The organism is Serratia nevei (assembly GCF_024160145.1).
GTDB lineage: Bacteria > Pseudomonadota > Gammaproteobacteria > Enterobacterales > Enterobacteriaceae > Serratia > Serratia nevei_A.
This window is the reverse complement of sequence record NZ_JAMYWQ010000016.1, coordinates 1-14,890: the sequence shown is the minus strand read 5'-3', so window position 1 is coordinate 14,890 and position 14,890 is coordinate 1. Positions and strand designations below refer to the sequence as shown.

The 14,890-nt window shown below is 61.2% G+C and carries 14 protein-coding genes; 7 read left to right on the top strand and 7 right to left on the bottom strand.

Annotated features, from left to right (window positions below):
* Positions 1-183: 183 nt before the first annotated feature.
* The 4 genes from M6G53_RS12795 to lhgO are packed head-to-tail and all read left to right on the top strand — an operon-like array spanning position 184 to position 5,093.
* On the top strand, positions 184-1,218 hold the full coding sequence (locus M6G53_RS12795) for a TAXI family TRAP transporter solute-binding subunit (protein WP_253331933.1): 1,035 nt from the start codon (positions 184-186) through the stop codon (positions 1,216-1,218).
* A 13-nt stretch (positions 1,219-1,231) separates the two neighbouring features.
* Positions 1,232-3,187, top strand: coding sequence for a TRAP transporter permease (locus tag M6G53_RS12790; RefSeq protein WP_253331931.1), 1,956 nt, complete (start codon positions 1,232-1,234; stop codon positions 3,185-3,187).
* The gene (locus tag M6G53_RS12785) at positions 3,184-3,903 is read left to right on the top strand and encodes a FadR/GntR family transcriptional regulator (protein ID WP_253331930.1); all 720 of its coding nucleotides are present in this window, start codon (positions 3,184-3,186) and stop codon (positions 3,901-3,903) included. The genes M6G53_RS12790 and M6G53_RS12785 overlap by 4 nt, the downstream gene beginning before the upstream one ends.
* Entirely contained in the window at positions 3,903-5,093 is a 1,191-nt protein-coding gene (gene lhgO / locus M6G53_RS12780; RefSeq protein WP_253331928.1) for an L-2-hydroxyglutarate oxidase, read from the top strand. The genes M6G53_RS12785 and lhgO overlap by 1 nt, the downstream gene beginning before the upstream one ends.
* Before the next feature lie 29 nt (positions 5,094-5,122).
* Here the strand turns inward: lhgO and M6G53_RS12775 are convergent, their stop codons facing one another.
* The 4 genes from M6G53_RS12775 to M6G53_RS12760 all read right to left on the bottom strand — a co-directional run bounded on the left by M6G53_RS12775 (position 5,123) and on the right by M6G53_RS12760 (position 9,685).
* The gene (locus M6G53_RS12775) at positions 5,123-5,887 is read right to left on the bottom strand and encodes an SDR family oxidoreductase (RefSeq protein WP_253331926.1); all 765 of its coding nucleotides are present in this window, start codon (positions 5,885-5,887) and stop codon (positions 5,123-5,125) included.
* A gap of 252 nt (positions 5,888-6,139) precedes the next feature.
* Entirely contained in the window at positions 6,140-7,180 is a 1,041-nt protein-coding gene (locus tag M6G53_RS12770; protein WP_253331924.1) for an ABC transporter permease, read from the bottom strand.
* A gap of 15 nt (positions 7,181-7,195) precedes the next feature.
* A complete protein-coding gene (locus M6G53_RS12765) occupies positions 7,196-8,680 on the bottom strand; it encodes a sugar ABC transporter ATP-binding protein (protein ID WP_253331922.1) in 1,485 nt (494 codons plus the stop codon).
* Positions 8,681-8,755: 75 nt separating this feature from the next.
* Positions 8,756-9,685: a sugar ABC transporter substrate-binding protein gene (locus M6G53_RS12760; RefSeq protein ID WP_253331920.1), complete on the bottom strand. Its 930-nt coding sequence runs from the start codon at positions 9,683-9,685 to the stop codon at positions 8,756-8,758.
* Between the two features lie 487 nt (positions 9,686-10,172).
* Here M6G53_RS12760 and M6G53_RS12755 point away from each other — a divergent pair, with 487 nt between their 5' ends.
* The 3 genes from M6G53_RS12755 to dcuR all read left to right on the top strand — a co-directional run bounded on the left by M6G53_RS12755 (position 10,173) and on the right by dcuR (position 13,466).
* Positions 10,173-11,015: a class I fructose-bisphosphate aldolase gene (locus M6G53_RS12755; RefSeq protein ID WP_047727766.1), complete on the top strand. Its 843-nt coding sequence runs from the start codon at positions 10,173-10,175 to the stop codon at positions 11,013-11,015.
* A 125-nt stretch (positions 11,016-11,140) separates the two neighbouring features.
* Positions 11,141-12,754, top strand: coding sequence for a sensor histidine kinase (locus tag M6G53_RS12750; protein ID WP_253331918.1), 1,614 nt, complete (start codon positions 11,141-11,143; stop codon positions 12,752-12,754).
* Positions 12,747-13,466: a two-component system response regulator DcuR gene (gene dcuR / locus M6G53_RS12745; RefSeq protein ID WP_253331917.1), complete on the top strand. Its 720-nt coding sequence runs from the start codon at positions 12,747-12,749 to the stop codon at positions 13,464-13,466. Before M6G53_RS12750 ends, dcuR begins: the two co-directional genes overlap by 8 nt.
* A gap of 37 nt (positions 13,467-13,503) precedes the next feature.
* Here the strand turns inward: dcuR and M6G53_RS12740 are convergent, their stop codons facing one another.
* From M6G53_RS12740 to M6G53_RS12730, 3 genes are all read right to left on the bottom strand, one after another.
* A complete protein-coding gene (locus tag M6G53_RS12740; protein ID WP_253331914.1) occupies positions 13,504-13,839 on the bottom strand; it encodes a hypothetical protein in 336 nt (111 codons plus the stop codon).
* A gap of 42 nt (positions 13,840-13,881) precedes the next feature.
* On the bottom strand, positions 13,882-14,193 hold the full coding sequence (locus tag M6G53_RS12735) for a hypothetical protein (protein ID WP_253331912.1): 312 nt from the start codon (positions 14,191-14,193) through the stop codon (positions 13,882-13,884).
* Between the two features lie 171 nt (positions 14,194-14,364).
* Positions 14,365-14,583, bottom strand: coding sequence for a YdgH/BhsA/McbA family protein (locus M6G53_RS12730; RefSeq protein WP_253331910.1), 219 nt, complete (start codon positions 14,581-14,583; stop codon positions 14,365-14,367).
* Positions 14,584-14,890 lie beyond the last annotated feature (307 nt).

The following is a 14,890-nucleotide window of genomic DNA, read 5'->3' as shown; positions in this document are numbered from 1 at the left end:
TCCCCCGCATGCCCGTGGCGCCCGGCCACGGGTTTTTCATTTCCGCCCTCTGCCGCACCGTTCAATTTTCGCCCACTTAGATCACAAATCAAGCACTGCGCTTTAGGTGAATAAAGCTGCCATGTTGTATACAAGTTTGCGTAAATGTTTTCTATTTGTTTCAAAAAACCGCTGGGGAAAATAATGAAAAATAGAAAAATCAAAACGTTGCTTGTTACCTGCGCCGTGGTCGGCGCCGCGTTGCTGGCCATCGCCGGCAAAGCGGAAAACGCCGATAAAACCTTCCTCTCCGTCGCCACCGCCTCCACCGGCGGCACCTACTACCCGATGGGCGTCGGGCTGGCCAACGTCTGGAGCAACCGGCTGAAACACCAGGGGATACAGGTCACCGGCCAATCCTCCGCCGGCTCGATCGAGAATATCGACCTGCTGCAAAAAGACGAGGCGCAGCTGGCGATTTTACAAAGCCTGATCGCCGTCGAAGCCTATCAGGGCGTGCGCAACTTCAACGGCCGCGCCTACGGCGATCTGCGCTCCATCTCCATGCTGTGGCCCAACGTCGAACACTTCGTGATGCTGGAAAGCCGGGTGAAAGACGGCACGCTGAACGATATCGCCGGCACGCGCTTTTCCGTCGGGCCGCAGGCCAGCGGCACCGAACAGTCGACAATGATCATCCTGCAGGGCGTCAACCTGACCAAGAAGTCGCTGTCGGCGGAGTACCTCGGCTACGGCGACACGGTTTCCGCGATGCGCGACGGGCGCCTGGACGGCGGCGCCCTGCCCGCCGGGGTGCCGGCCGCCGCCGTCACCGATATGTATGCCAGCGGCGTGCCGGCACGCATCCTGGAAGTCACCGACGAACAGCTGGCCAGCATCAACGCCATCGCCAACTCCTGGTTCCGCTTCGACATCAAGGCGGAGACCTACCCGCGCCAGCCCAAGGCGATCGCCACCATCGCGCAGCCCAATATTCTGGTGGCCCTCAGCCGGCTCGATGAAAAGCTGGTGTACGACCTGACCAAAACGATGTTCGAGAACCTGCCGGAAGTGCACCAGGTACACAGCTCGGCCAAATACATCTCGCTGGAAAATGCGCTGAAAGGCGTTTCCGTGCCGCTGCACCTCGGCGCCTATCGCTACTACCGCGAAGCCGGCGTCGAGATCCCCGATTATCTGATCCCGCCGGAAGCTGCCGCGCTGGCCGCCAACCCCTAATCCAGGAGGACGTATGAGCACTCACTCTTCTTCACCGCAGCCCGCCGTCGATCTGGACAAAGAAGCCGGCGCCGGCAACCGGCCGCTGAGCGGCATCTATTTGCAGCTGGCAACCGTCCTGGCGATCGCCATCTCCGCCTATGCCATCTACGCCAACGCGCTGTCCAACACGCAGGAGTTCTACCGCAACACCACTTTCCTGAGCGGCATTCTGATCCTGGGCTTTATCCTGTTCCCCTTCTCGGCCCGGTACGCCACCCGCAGCTTCAACCGCTGGGACTATCTGTTCATCATCCTGACGCTGGTCAGCTACGGCTATTTCTACGTTAACTACGTCGATCTGCACGTGGTGCGCAAGAGCATCCCCAACGCCACCGACTATGTGATGGCGGCGATCGGTATCGGCGTGCTGTTCGAAGCCGCGCGGCGCACCACCGGCTATTTCATCCCCGGCCTGGCGAGCTTCGCTATCCTCTATGCGCTGTTCGGGCAATACTTCATGGGCATCTTCGGCCACGGGGGGTTCTCGGTAGAACGCCTGCTGTATCGGCTGTTCATGACCGGCGAGGGGATTTTCGGCATCACCCTGTCCACCGCCTCCACGGCCATCGTGGTGTTTATTCTGTTCGGCGCCTTTCTCAGCGTCAGCGGCGCAACCGCGCTGTTCAACGATCTGGCGCTGGCCGCCGCCGGACGCCGCCGCGGCGGCCCGGCCCAGGTGGCGGTGATCTCGTCGGCACTGACCGGCTCATTGAGCGGCAGCGCGGTGGCCAACGTCGCCACCACCGGCACCTTCACCATTCCGCTGATGAAAAGCATCGGGCTATCGCCCCGTTTCGCCGGCGCCGTGGAAGCCACCGCCTCCACCGGCGGCATGATCATGCCCCCTATCATGGGCGCGGCGGCGTTTATCATGGCCGGTTTCCTCGGCATCTCGTACACCACCATCGTCATCGCCGCCATCGTGCCGGCGCTGCTCTATTACGCCGCGCTGATCATGGCCATCGATCTGGAAGCCAAAAAACAGGGCCTGAAAGGCATCAACAAGGAGAACATTCCTCAGGTGCGCGCGGTGCTGAAGGCGCGCGGGCTGCTGCTGCTGCCGCTCGTCATCGTCATCGGCACGCTGCTGCTGGGCAAAACGCCGATCTATGCCGGCTTCCTCGGCATCATTGCCATCATCGTCGCCAGCTGGCTCACCCCCGACAGTTCGGTGCGCATGACGCCGAAAAAAATCGCGCTAGCCTTGAATGACGCGGCGCGCGGCTCGATCCAGGTCACCATCGCCTGCGCCGCCATCGGCGTGATCATCTGCGTGGTGACCATGACCGGCATCGGCTCCACGCTGGCGTTCAACATCGTCGCCATGACCGACAACACCCTGTGGATGATCCTGCTGGTGGTGATGCTGGTGTGCATCGTGCTCAGCATGGGGCTGCCCTCGACCGCGCTCTACATCGTGGTGGCGGTCACCGTGTCGCCGATCCTGATCAAAGCCGGCGTGCTGCCGCTGGCGGCGCATTTCTTCGTGTTCTGGTTCGGCGCGTTGTCCAACATCACGCCGCCGGTGGCGCTGGCCAGCTACACCGCCGCCAGCATCGCCCGCGCCGATCCGATGCAAACCTCGTGGGACGCGGTGCGCCTGGCGCTGCCGGGCTTTATCATCCCGTTCATTCTTGTCTACAACCCGATGCTGTTGATGCAGGGTGACGATCTCAACCCGCTGTCGGTGCTGCATATGGTGATCAGCGCGCTGGTGGGGATCTACGCCCTGTCGATCGCGAGCGCCAATTTCTGGCTGATGAAGACCCACTGGCTGGAGCGGGTGCTGTTTACCGCGGCGGCGATTTTACTGATCAAACCGGGCCTGATGACCGATCTGGGCGGTGCGGCCCTGATCGCCGCCGCCGCCGCCATGCACCTGCTGCGCTATAAACAGCGCGCCGCGCTGCCGGGAGGCGCGTCATGATCCGCAAGGTCACGCGCCAGAAAGCCTCTCATCAGGTGCTGGCGCAGCTGAAAGCCGGCATCAACGACGGCACCTTTCCGGTCGGCGAGAAGCTGCCGTCGGAAAACGTGTTGGCGGACGCGTTCGGCGTCAGCCGGGTACCGGTGCGCGAGGCGCTCGGCGTGCTGGAGGTCAGCGGCATCATCTCCTCACGCCAGGGCGGCGGCCACCGGGTGGAACAGCATTCGCTGCTGAGCAAATACGAACCGCTGGTGATGGAGGTAGCCGACCGCCGCGAGGTGGAAGCGCTGCTGGAAATGCGCGAGGTCATGGAGCAGCAGGCGGCGCGCATGGCCGCCGAGCGCCGTACCGAACAGGAGTTGCAGGCGATCGAACAGGCGCACCTCGCCTTTCGTCACTGTACGCTGAACGACGGCCAGATCGGCTATCGGCAGGACTACCTGTTCCACCGCACCATCATGCAGGCTTCGCATAACCCGTTTTTCGTGCAGATCCTCGATAACATGCACGAGCTGTATCTGGGGGTGCTGGTGTACTCGCTCAGCAAAAACCTAGGGCGGCAGGCCGAGCGCCAGCGGGTGATCGACGAACATGAGCGGGTGTTTATCGCCATTCGCGACGGCGATGCGGCGGCGGCCACCGCCGCCATGCAAAGCCACCTGAACAACGTACGCGGCAAATTACGCCGCCTGGAAAACGAGGAGCAAGAGCCGTGATGTACGACGCGATCGTGATCGGTGCCGGCCTGGTGGGGCTCGGCGTGGTGAATGCGCTGCAGGAAGCGGATCCGCAGCGGCGCATTCTGATCCTGGAAAAAGAACGCGGCCCGGCGGCGCACCAAAGCGGCCACAACAGCAACGTGGTGCATTCCGGCATTTACTACACGCCCGGCAGCCTGAAAGCGCGGTTGGCAAAACAGGGCAACCGCAGCATGTTCGCCTTCTGCCGCGAACACGACCTGTATCACGACCAATGCGGCAAGGTGATCGTCGCCACCCAGCTAAACGAACTGGAGCGGCTGGAGAACATCTATCAACGCGGCCTGCAAAACGGCCTGCAGGTCACCCGGCTGTCACAGGCGCAGCTGCGGGAGCGCGAACCGCACGTCAATGGCCTTGAAGCGCTGCTGGTGCCCGACGCCGGCATCGTCAACTACGCGGAGGTGGCCGCCAGGCTGGCGGAGGTCATTGTGCGGCGCGGCGGCGAGATCGCCTACGGCCATCAGGTTGAGGCCATCCGCGAGCACGCCGCCGGCGTTACCGTCACCGCCGCCGGCGACACCTTCGAGGGACGGCTGCTGATCAACTGCGCCGGGCTGTTCAGCGATCGCATCGCCAAATTGGCCGGTTACGAAACCGGCATGAAGATCGTGCCGTTCCGCGGTGAATACTATGTGTTGGACGACGCGAAAAACCACCTGGTCAACCATCTGATCTACCCGGTGCCCAACCCGGATTTCCCTTTCCTCGGCGTGCATTTTACCCGCATGTATAACGGCAAACGCGACGTCGGCCCCAATGCGGTGCTGGCCTTCAAACGCGAAGGCTACCGCAAATGCGACTTCAGCCTGCGCGATCTGAGCGAAGTGCTCGGCTATCGCGGCTTTTGGAAAATCGCCGGCAACTACCTCGGCGAAGGGCTGGCGGAAATGCGCCGTTCGCTGTCGCGCCGCCGCTTTGCCGAGAACGCCCGTCGGCTGATCCCGGCGCTGCAGGAGCAGGATATTCGGCCCGGCCCGGCCGGCGTGCGCGCTCAGGCGCTGACCGCCGACGGCAAGTTGGTGGACGACTTCCACTTCGTGCAGGGTAAACGCTCGCTGCACGTGTGCAATGCCCCTTCTCCGGCGGCGACCGCCTCGCTGGAGATCGGCCGCGAGATCGTGCGCCGCCACCTGTCCGCTTTCTGACGCCCGCTGAGGCCACGGCACCCGTGGCCTCAGCCGCGCTGGATGGACACGCCGCCGTCCACCAGCATCGCGGTGCCGGTGACGAATGAGGAGGCGTCGGATGCCAGATACAGCGCCGCCTGCGCGATCTCTTCCGGCATCGCCAGCCGCTTCAGCGCGTGCAGATCGGCCACCTGCGCCAGCGCCTCCGGGGTATTGCTCATCTGTCGGCCCATCGCCGTATCGGTGCCGCCCGGCAGCAGCGCGTTCACCCTAATGCCGCGCCCGCCGAATTCCACCGCCAGCGCCTGCGTCAGGCCGATCAGCCCCGACTTGCCGGCCGCATAGGCCGCCGTGCCGGGAAACGCTGCGGTATGGCCGACGAAGGTGGAGGTAAAAATCACCGAGCCCGCGCCGCGCGCCAGCATGGCGGGAATTTGATATTTGGCGCCATAGTAGGCGCTGGACAGGTTGGTTTCCAGCACGTCGCGCCACTCTGAGGCACTCAACGCCAGCGATGGCCCCAGCGGCCCCAAGGTGCCGGCGTTGTTGAAGGCGATATCCAGTCCGCCGAACTCATCGACAGCCGCCGCCGTCAGCCGTTCGGCGAAGGCTTCATCGCGCACGTCGCCCGCCACCGCGAGCGCCCGGCCGCCCTCGCGCCGAATCTCCTCCACCAGCTCAGCCAGCAGCTGTTCACGCCGGGCGCCCAACACCAGCGCTGCGCCCTGGCGGGCGAACAATAGCGCCGCCGCCCTGCCGATCCCCGAACTGGCGCCGCCGATCGCCGCCACCTTGCCGTTTAATGCGTTCATCGTTCATCCTCACGCGGTTTAAAGATCCTCAGTGTGAGGCAAGATCCCGCGCCGCGCTGGCCACAAGCGGACATGTAACTGACGCCAATAAAAAAGGCGCTGCAAGCAGCGCCCCGGCAACGCGAATCTGACGGTTAACTCAGGGTTCGCGTATTGTTTCCGATTGGCCGACACCGTCAGTCCGCTCATGATGATGCTCCGGGTAAAAAAACGCCGCCGGCCAACCCTGGCGCCGGCGGCCATTCACGGCAATCAGTGTTTTTTGCGGTTGCGCCGCATGTCGATCGACACGGCGGCGACGATAATCACGCCTTTGATGATGTCCTGAATGTAAGAGTCAACGCCGATAAAGGTGAAGCCGCTTTTAATAAGGCCGAGGATCACCGCGCCGATCAGCGTGCCGGTGATGCGCCCGACGCCGCCCATCAGGCTGCTGCCGCCGATCACCGCTGCGGCGATGGCGTCCAGCTCGTAGGACATCCCCATGCTCGACTGGCCGCTGCTGACGCGCGCCGCCAGCACCACGCCCGCCAACCCCGCCAGGCCACCGGCGATGGTGTACACCGTCACCAGGTACTTATTGACGTTGATGCCGGAGACCCGCGCCGAGGTCATGTTGCCGCCGATGGCGTAGATGTATTTGCCGTAGCGGGTGTGCTTGAGCGCGATATGGAAGATCACCGCAATCACCAGGAAGATGATCACCGGCATCGCGCCCTGGCCGATTGACGTGAAGCCGTCCGACAGGAAGCTGACCGGGTTGCCCTTGGTGTAGTACTGCGCCAGGCCGCGCGCCGACACCATCATCCCCAGCGTGGCGATGAACGGCGGAATGCCGGTGCGGGTGATCAGGAAGCCGTTGATAAAGCCGCAGACGATGCCCACCCCGATCCCCGCGCCGATCGGGATCGCCGCCGGCAGATCGAGCAGCCCCGGGTACATCGGCGAGATGCTGTCCGGGGTCTGCGCCAGGCTGGCCGCCACCACCGCCGTCAGCGCAATCAGCGAGCCGGAGGAGAGATCGATGCCGGTGGTGATGATCACCTGGGTGACACCCACCGCGATGATGCCGATGATCGCCACCTGCAGCACGATCAGCAGCAGGCGGTTCGGGTTCAGCAGGAACGACTGATCGCGCATATACCAGCCGAGGATTTCGAAGATCAGCGCGATGCCGATCATCACGATGAAGATGCCGGTATCCTTCGGCATTTTGCCGCTCAGCCCGGAGAACAGCCCTCCCTTGCCCGTTGCATCGGCGGAGAGCGGCTTCTCAATCTTTACGTTACTCATGATGTTCACCCTTCGTTATTCTGAGGCCAGCGCCAGGATTTTCTCCTGGTCCGCGTCGTCTTTGTCCAAAATGCCGGTGATGCGACCGCCGTGCATCACCATCACCCGGTCGCTCATGCCGAGGATCTCCGGCAGCTCGGAGGAGACCAGAATGATGGCGACGCCGCGGTTGGCCAGCTCGCTGATCAGGCGGTAGATTTCCGCTTTCGCCCCCACGTCGATGCCGCGCGTCGGTTCGTCGAGGATCAGGATTTTCGGCTGCGCCAGCAGCCAGCGCGCGATCAATACCTTCTGCTGGTTGCCGCCGCTGAGGTTATTGATGATCTGATCCATGGTCGGCGTTTTGATGTTGAGCTTTTTAATCTGATCCATGCAGTCTTTGGCCATCTGCACGTGGCTGACGAAACCGTTCTTGCCGATGTATTCCGACAGGTTGACGATGCTCATGTTCTCGACCACCGACAGCACCAGAAACAGGCCGGATTTCTTGCGGTCTTCGGTGAGGAACGCCAGCCCGCTCTCGATCGCCTTCGCCGGGGAGTCCACCTTCACCGCCTGGCCTTCGATAAAGATCTCGCCGCCGTCCGCCGGGTGCATGCCGAACAGGCTTTCCATCACTTCGCTGCGCCCGGCCCCCACCAGCCCGGCGACGCCGAGGATCTCACCGCGCTTGACGCTGAACGACACGTTCTCGAACCAGCCGCTGCGGCGCAGCCCCGCCACCCGCAGCACTTCCTCGCCGATATTGTTGTTGAATTTGGGGAACATCTGCGTTAGTTCGCGCCCCACCATCATGGTGATCAGCGACTGCTTGGTCAGGTTTTCGGTTTTGTCGCAGGCGATGAAGGTGCCGTCGCGGAAGATGCTCACTTCGTCGGTGATGGCGAAGATCTCGTCCATCTTGTGGCTGATATAAATGATGCCTTTGCCCTGCTCGCGCAGCTCGCGAATGATGGCGAACAGGTGCACCACTTCGCCTTCGGTCAGCGCCGAGGTCGGTTCGTCCATGATCAACACGTCGGCGTTGTAGGACACTGCCTTGGCGATCTCCACCATCTGTTGGTTGGCAATGCTCAGATCGCCCACCAGCGTGTCCGGCTGCAGTTTGATGTTCAGCCGCGCCAGCAGTTCGCGGGTCTGTTCGTTCAGCTGTTCGTGGTTGACGAACCCCAGCCGCGCCGGCTCGCGCCCCAGCCAGATGTTTTCCGCCACCGTCATGTCGGGCACCAGGTTCAGCTCCTGGTGGATCATGGAAATGCCCGCATGCAGCGCCTGCAGCGTGTCGCTGAAGGCGACCGGGCGGCCTTTGATTTTGATCGAACCTTCGTCCGGGTGGTAGATGCCGATCAGGCATTTCATCAGCGTCGATTTGCCCGCGCCGTTTTCCCCCATCAGCGCGTGCACGCTGCCGGGCTTGATTTTAATCGAGACCTTATCCAGCGCTTTGACGCCGGGGAACTGCTTGCTGATGCCTTCGGCCTCAAGAACATAAGGGTACATACTGCCTACCTCCGCACTGACCCACGTTTTCCGCCGCGCTCGCCCCACACCCGGCGCCGCGGCGGGCTTCAAGGCTTATTTTTTGTTTTTATCGGCGAATTGCTGGTAATTGGCCTGGGTGATCAGCTGGTAAGGGATCAGCACGTTGCTCTCCACTTTCTCGCCTTTCACCAGTTGAACGGCGGTCTGCACCGCGCCTTCGCCCTGGCCTTTGGCGTCCTGGAACACGCTCAGCGCCAGATCGCCCTTCTTGATGAACTCCAGCGCGTCCGGGGTGCCGTCAACGCCGGCCACCAGCACGCCGGCTTTCTTGGCCTGCTTCAGCGCCAAAATAGCGCCGATGGCCATTTCGTCGTTGTTGGCGGCGATGGCGTCTATCTGCTGGCCGGACAAAATCCAGTCGGTGGTGACGTCCACCGCCTCTTTGCGGAAGAACTTGGCGGTTTGCTTGTCGACTATTTTGATGCCGGGATAGTTGGCCGCCACCTCTTCCACGCCGCGGGTGCGGTCGCGCGTGGCTTCGCTCGACAGCTCGCCCATCAGGATCATCACGTTACCCTTGCCGTTCATCAGCTTGGCCAACGCTTCCATCTGCAGCTTGCCGGCCAGCCTGGAGTCGGAGCCGACGTAGGCCATGCTGGCCGGCAGCGCCACTTCCGGCTTGCGGTTGACGAACACCAGCGGGATCTTGGCCTTCTCGGCCAGCTTGATCATCGGCTTGACGCCCTGGGTATCCACCGGATTCAGGATGATGGCGTCGACGCCCTGGCTGACGAAGTTTTCGATTTGTTGAATTTGCTGCGCGATGTCGCCCTTGGCGTCTTCGAACTGGCCGCTGACGTTGCCGTCGGCTTTCATTTTGTTTTGCATCGACTGGCGCAGAATGGTGAGGAAGTTGTCATCGAAGTAAGCCATGGAAACGCCGATCTTGATGTCTTTCGCCAACACGCTGGCCGGCAGCATGCACATCAGTACCGAGGCGGCGATCAGTTTCTTCAGCTTCATGTTCGTTACCCTTTAATCGTTAGAATGAAGAGGTCTGTTGGTTGACAGCTAATGAAAAATATTTTTTACATTCAAACAACAATACGGTCGGTGTTATCCCTTTGATACGGCGAATTTACCGCGTTATCGCCGTATAAAGGCCATTGGAAAAATGGTGATCAATATCTCAAAACAGATTAAAAACAACCAATTGAAATAAACCCCTGGCACAGCAAACGGCACCTTTAGCGCGTTTTTAAATGTTTATTTCATAATTGAGGTTATTGAAACTTTTTAACCCAAACAAGCGAAACATGCATTTTGGAATGGCTTATTAACAAAAACATGACACGGATCTAACAAATGAAATGAAAGCCGCCGGGAAAGGTCCCCCTTTCGTGCGCCGGCAAAAACTGCGAGCGGCCACGCAGTTTGCGGTTTCCGCGTTTCCCGACCATCCTTACTCGGCAATAATAATGGACATATCCCTATCTCAGGAGGACCTGACATGCAGCTCAGCAGTAAGGTGCGGATGAACCGCCTGTTCAACAACGGCAAGTGCCTGGATGTGGCGATCGATCACGGCATCGCCAACGAACCGGATTTCTTGATCGGCCTGGAAGATATCGAACGGGTGATGGGCAACCTGATCGCCGCGCGCCCCGACGCCATTCAGGTCAACTACGGCCAGGCGGATCTGCTGCAGCGCGCGCCGCAGCGCGAAAAACCGGCGCTGGTGATGCGCACCGACGTCGGCAACGCCTATAACGCCGCGCGCCACCGCGAAATGTGGGCGGTGCTTCACAACCCGGAGGCGCCGATCCTCGCGGCGCTGCAAATGGACGCCGCCGCGGTGGTGGTCAATCTGTATATGATCCCGGATGAGCCCGGCATTTTCCGCCAGTGCGTAGAGAACATCGGCCGCCTGCGCCACGCCTGCGATCAATACGCCATGCCGCTGATGATCGAACCGCTGGTGATGGCCCCGGCCGGCCAGGGCGCCGCCTACGGCTCGCTCGGCGACGTGGAGAAGATCGTGCCGCTGGTGCGGCTGGCGCGCGAGCTGGGCGCCGACATCATCAAGGCCGATCCGACCGAGCGGGTGGAAGACTTCCACCGCGTGGTGGAAGCGGCGCGCTGCCCGACGCTGGTGCGCGGCGGCGGCAAGGGGGAGCTGGGGCCGGTGCTGGAGAAATCCGCCGCGCTGATGGCCCAGGGCGCCTCCGGCATGGTTTACGGCCGCAACGTCTATCAACACAGCAATCCGTCGCAGGTGGTGCGCGCGTTGATGGCAATCATCCACCAGGGCGCCAGCGGCCAACAGGCGCTGGAGATCTACCACCAGCAGTGACCCGCTTTTGTAACTAAAATAAGCCCCCCGCTCCCCGGCAGCATGCTATAACCTGCTGCCGGTAACTGCAGCTTGCCTCATTCCTCGCTAGAATACGCCGTGATATCGCCATTCGGAGAACCGCCATGCCAAAACAACGGGTGCCGCTCAAGCTGAGCACCTCCATCACGCTGATGGTGTCCGCCATCATCGCTTCGGTGCTGCTGGTGGTGTTCGCGCTGTTTTTCGTGCAGATGAGCCGCGAGGGGCAAGATCAGCTGCAGCAAAAAGCCATCGCCATCGCCAATACGCTGGCGCTCTCCAGCACGGTGGTCGACGGCCTGCAGCAGCGCGACCAAAGCGGCGCCATTCAGCGCTTCGCCGAGCAGGTGTGCCATCAAAACGAGCTGCTGTTCGTGGTGGTGGTGGATATGCAGGGTATCCGCTATTCGCACCCCAAACCCTGGCTGATCGGCAAGCATTTTATCGGCGACGATCTGGCGCCCGCGCTGCAAGGCAGCGTCAACAGCGCCATCAACCGCGGCACGCTGGCCCCGGCGCTGCGGGTGTTCGTGCCGGTGTATGACGCGCAGAAACAGCAAATCGGCGTGGTGGCGCTCGGCATCGCGCTGGACACCGTGCAGCGGGTGGTGGCGGAGAGCCGCTGGATCATCTATTGGACCATCGCCTTCGCCGCGCTGGTCGGCAGCCTGGGCACCTTCTTCCTGGTCTCCGCGCTCAAGCGCATCATGCTGGGTTTCGAGCCTTACGAAATCTCCAACCTGTTCGAACAGCGCAACGCCATGCTGCAATCGATTAAAGAAGGCGTGATCGCGGTCGATAATGAATCCCGCATCACCATCGTCAACGACGAAGCCAAGCGCCTGCTGCGCCAGAGCGGCCCGGTGGAAAACCTACTGCTGGAAGCCGCCAGCAAGCATTGGCCGGCGCAGCTGCATCTGGCGGAGGTGCTGGCCAGCGGCAAACCGCTGCGCGACAGGCAGATAGGCTTCAACGGCAGCGAACTGCTGACCAATACCGTGCCGGTGATCGTCAACGGCCAGGTGACCGGCGCCATCGCCACCTTCCGCGACAAGACCGAGGTCAGCCGCCTGCTGCAGCGCCTGAGCGGCATGGCGCACTACGCCGATGCGCTGCGGGTGCAGTCGCACGAATTTATGAACAAGCTGCACGTGATACTCGGCATGCTGCACATGAAGGCCTACCAGCAGTTGGAAAACTACATCATCAATACCGCCAGCAACTATCAGGAAGAGATCGGCGCGCTGCTGCGCAAGATCCACTCGCCGGAAGTGGCGGGCTTCTTCATCGGCAAGATCAGCCGCGCCCACGAAGCCGGCATCGAGCTGACCATCGAGGAAACCAGCCTGCTGCCGGAAACCGACGACGCGGAAACCACCCACGTGCTGATCAGCGTGCTCGGCAACCTGATCGAAAACGCCATCGACGCCATCGACGGCGTCGAGGGCCACGAGATCGGCCTGAGCTTTCATCATCACGACGATCAATTACACTGTATCGTCAGCGACGACGGCCCCGGCATCGATCCGGCGATCGGCGCGCACATCTTCGAACACGGATTTTCTACCAAGGGAACGGGACGCGGCATTGGCCTGGCGCTGATCCGCAGCCATCTGGAGAAGCTGGGCGGCAGCATCGATTTCGAATCCGAACCGGGCGAGCTGACCCAATTTTTCGTGCACCTTCCCTATCAGGCCAAGAGCAGAACCCATGATTAACGTACTGATTGTCGACGACGACCCGATGGTGGCAGAGCTGAACAAATACTACCTGAGCCAGGTCAGCGGTTTTCACTGCCAGGCGACGGTCGCCACCCTGAGCCAGGCGCGCGCCCTGCTGGCCGATGCCGACGTCAGCATCGATCTGGTGCTGCTGGATATCTACATGCAGCAGGAGAACGGGCTGGATCTGCTGCCCGGCCTGCGCGAGCTCGGCGAGAAGACCGATGTGATCATCATCTCCTCCGCCAGCGACGTGAATACGGTGCAAAAGGCGCTGCACTACGGCGTGGTGGATTACCTGATCAAGCCGTTCCAGTTCAGCCGCTTCAAGGAGGCGCTGAGCCACTACCGACAACAGTCGCAGATTCTGGCGCAGCGCGAGTTTTCGCAGGCCGACGTCGACAGCCTGCTGCGCCGCCAACCCGGCGGCCAGGAGAGCAAGAAGCTGCCGAAAGGGCTGACCAGCATCACCCTGAGCACGGTGTGCGAGTGGATCGAACAGCAGCACGACAGCGAATTCTCCACCGACAACCTGGCCAACGCCATCGGCATTTCGCGGGTGTCCTGCCGCAAGTACCTCATCTACCTGGCGGAGAGTGGTATTCTCGCCACCCGTATTTTGTACGGCGCCACCGGCCGACCGGTTTATCTGTATCAGCTGAAACCGGACGCGATCGCCATGCTGAAGGAGCATTGCCGCCCGGCCTAAACGACGCCGGGCGCGGATGGCGCCCGGACGGTTAAGGTTAGAAGCTGTGCATGTAACACTTCGCCTCGCGGTGAGGATCTTTCGAGTGTATCCGCAGGCAGCGCTGCTTTTTCTGCTGCTGTTCCAGGTGATGCTGCTGCCGCTTGGCGCTCTCTGCCGCCTCGCGCTGCTGTTCGCGCGCAATCGCCTGCTCGTTGGCCAGCGTCAGATTATCGACATTCCACACCTTGTGGCGCAATGCGTCGCGCTTTTTCTGGTACTCCTCGGTGACCTTGCTGTCCTTCGGCGCCGCCGCATGGTATTCCAAATCCACCCGCGCCTGCGCGAAGCTGGCGCAACACAGGGCCACGCCGGCCAACACTATCCTTTTCATCAATGACTCCTTTTACATCGTTTACTCTGCGCGCACGCCGGCTCAGCAACCGTTCGGCGATGCCGCCGGCTTTTCCGCTGAACGGGGCGCGCGCTGCCCGCCGGTGACGGGCGCTTTGCCTGGCTCGATACCGCACTCCGCCAACCGCGCCAGCTCTTCCGCATCGCGCTCTGCCGGCGGCGCTTCCTCGCTCATTTCCTGCCGCAGATCCTGCACCAGCGCTTTCAGCCGCTTTTGAAACAGCACCGGCGACATCCCGTCACACGGCCTGTCGTAGCGCGCCGCATCGGCGCTTTGGCTCAGCGGCAGCAACAGCAAGAGAAAGAGAAAGATCGCGGCCATGTCCTTCGTCATGGGCAACTCCTTTGATTACACCGAAATAAACCGGCGGCTCCCTATATGGAAAACGAATTGTCTGTTAACGTAATGAATGGTCGAACTACGGCAGAATAACGCAGGAAAGGTAAACCCTCCGACAATATCGGCAGAATGCGCGCGTTAATTTGGCTGAATATATTTAGCGGCTTAACGATCGAATATTTTCGAGCCATCGAAGGTGCCGCCAATGCCGACATTTCCTTCGTGCAATACCGAGGAGGCGGACTCGCCCGCCATGATGCGCTGCCGCTGCTCTCGCGTGGCCGGCTGCGGCTGAGACCAGTCTGGTGACGTCGACGTCGGCTGAATCGCGCTGCAGCCGCTCAACAAAAATAACGATATCGTAGCCCAATAACGGCATGTCATGGCTTTCTCCTTAAAGCAAATAAAATACCCGCAGCCGGCGGCAAGGGTAAATAAAAAAATGACTTTCTTTAGTTTAATAACCGCCGTTATTTCAACGCCGCCCGCCGATGTTAATCACCTGGTTAACCTATTAACCTGAAATAAACATTTTGCTTAGCCACCCGATAATTCGCAGGCAAAAAAAAAATCTATGGTCACCCCCGTTTTTGCAACACCGATTTTGATTTATGATGGGCTTGCTTAAATCTATACGGCGTCTGATGGGTAACACTGCGTTACCCGCGCCACGATGAAGTCCGCACCTGCT

Coding starts and splice junctions, on each gene's coding strand:
- M6G53_RS12755 (WP_047727766.1), top strand. CDS start 10,173: ATGCAGCTCAGCAGTAAGGTGCGGATGAACCGCCTGTTCAACAACGGC.
- M6G53_RS12760 (WP_253331920.1), bottom strand. CDS start 9,685: ATGAAGCTGAAGAAACTGATCGCCGCCTCGGTACTGATGTGCATGCTG.
- M6G53_RS12735 (WP_253331912.1), bottom strand. CDS start 14,193: ATGACGAAGGACATGGCCGCGATCTTTCTCTTTCTCTTGCTGTTGCTG.
- M6G53_RS12775 (WP_253331926.1), bottom strand. CDS start 5,887: ATGAACGCATTAAACGGCAAGGTGGCGGCGATCGGCGGCGCCAGTTCG.
- dcuR (WP_253331917.1), top strand. CDS start 12,747: ATGATTAACGTACTGATTGTCGACGACGACCCGATGGTGGCAGAGCTG.
- lhgO (WP_253331928.1), top strand. CDS start 3,903: ATGTACGACGCGATCGTGATCGGTGCCGGCCTGGTGGGGCTCGGCGTG.
- M6G53_RS12790 (WP_253331931.1), top strand. CDS start 1,232: ATGAGCACTCACTCTTCTTCACCGCAGCCCGCCGTCGATCTGGACAAA.
- M6G53_RS12795 (WP_253331933.1), top strand. CDS start 184: ATGAAAAATAGAAAAATCAAAACGTTGCTTGTTACCTGCGCCGTGGTC.
- M6G53_RS12785 (WP_253331930.1), top strand. CDS start 3,184: ATGATCCGCAAGGTCACGCGCCAGAAAGCCTCTCATCAGGTGCTGGCG.
- M6G53_RS12765 (WP_253331922.1), bottom strand. CDS start 8,680: ATGTACCCTTATGTTCTTGAGGCCGAAGGCATCAGCAAGCAGTTCCCC.
- M6G53_RS12740 (WP_253331914.1), bottom strand. CDS start 13,839: ATGAAAAGGATAGTGTTGGCCGGCGTGGCCCTGTGTTGCGCCAGCTTC.
- M6G53_RS12770 (WP_253331924.1), bottom strand. CDS start 7,180: ATGAGTAACGTAAAGATTGAGAAGCCGCTCTCCGCCGATGCAACGGGC.
- M6G53_RS12730 (WP_253331910.1), bottom strand. CDS start 14,583: ATGACATGCCGTTATTGGGCTACGATATCGTTATTTTTGTTGAGCGGC.
- M6G53_RS12750 (WP_253331918.1), top strand. CDS start 11,141: ATGCCAAAACAACGGGTGCCGCTCAAGCTGAGCACCTCCATCACGCTG.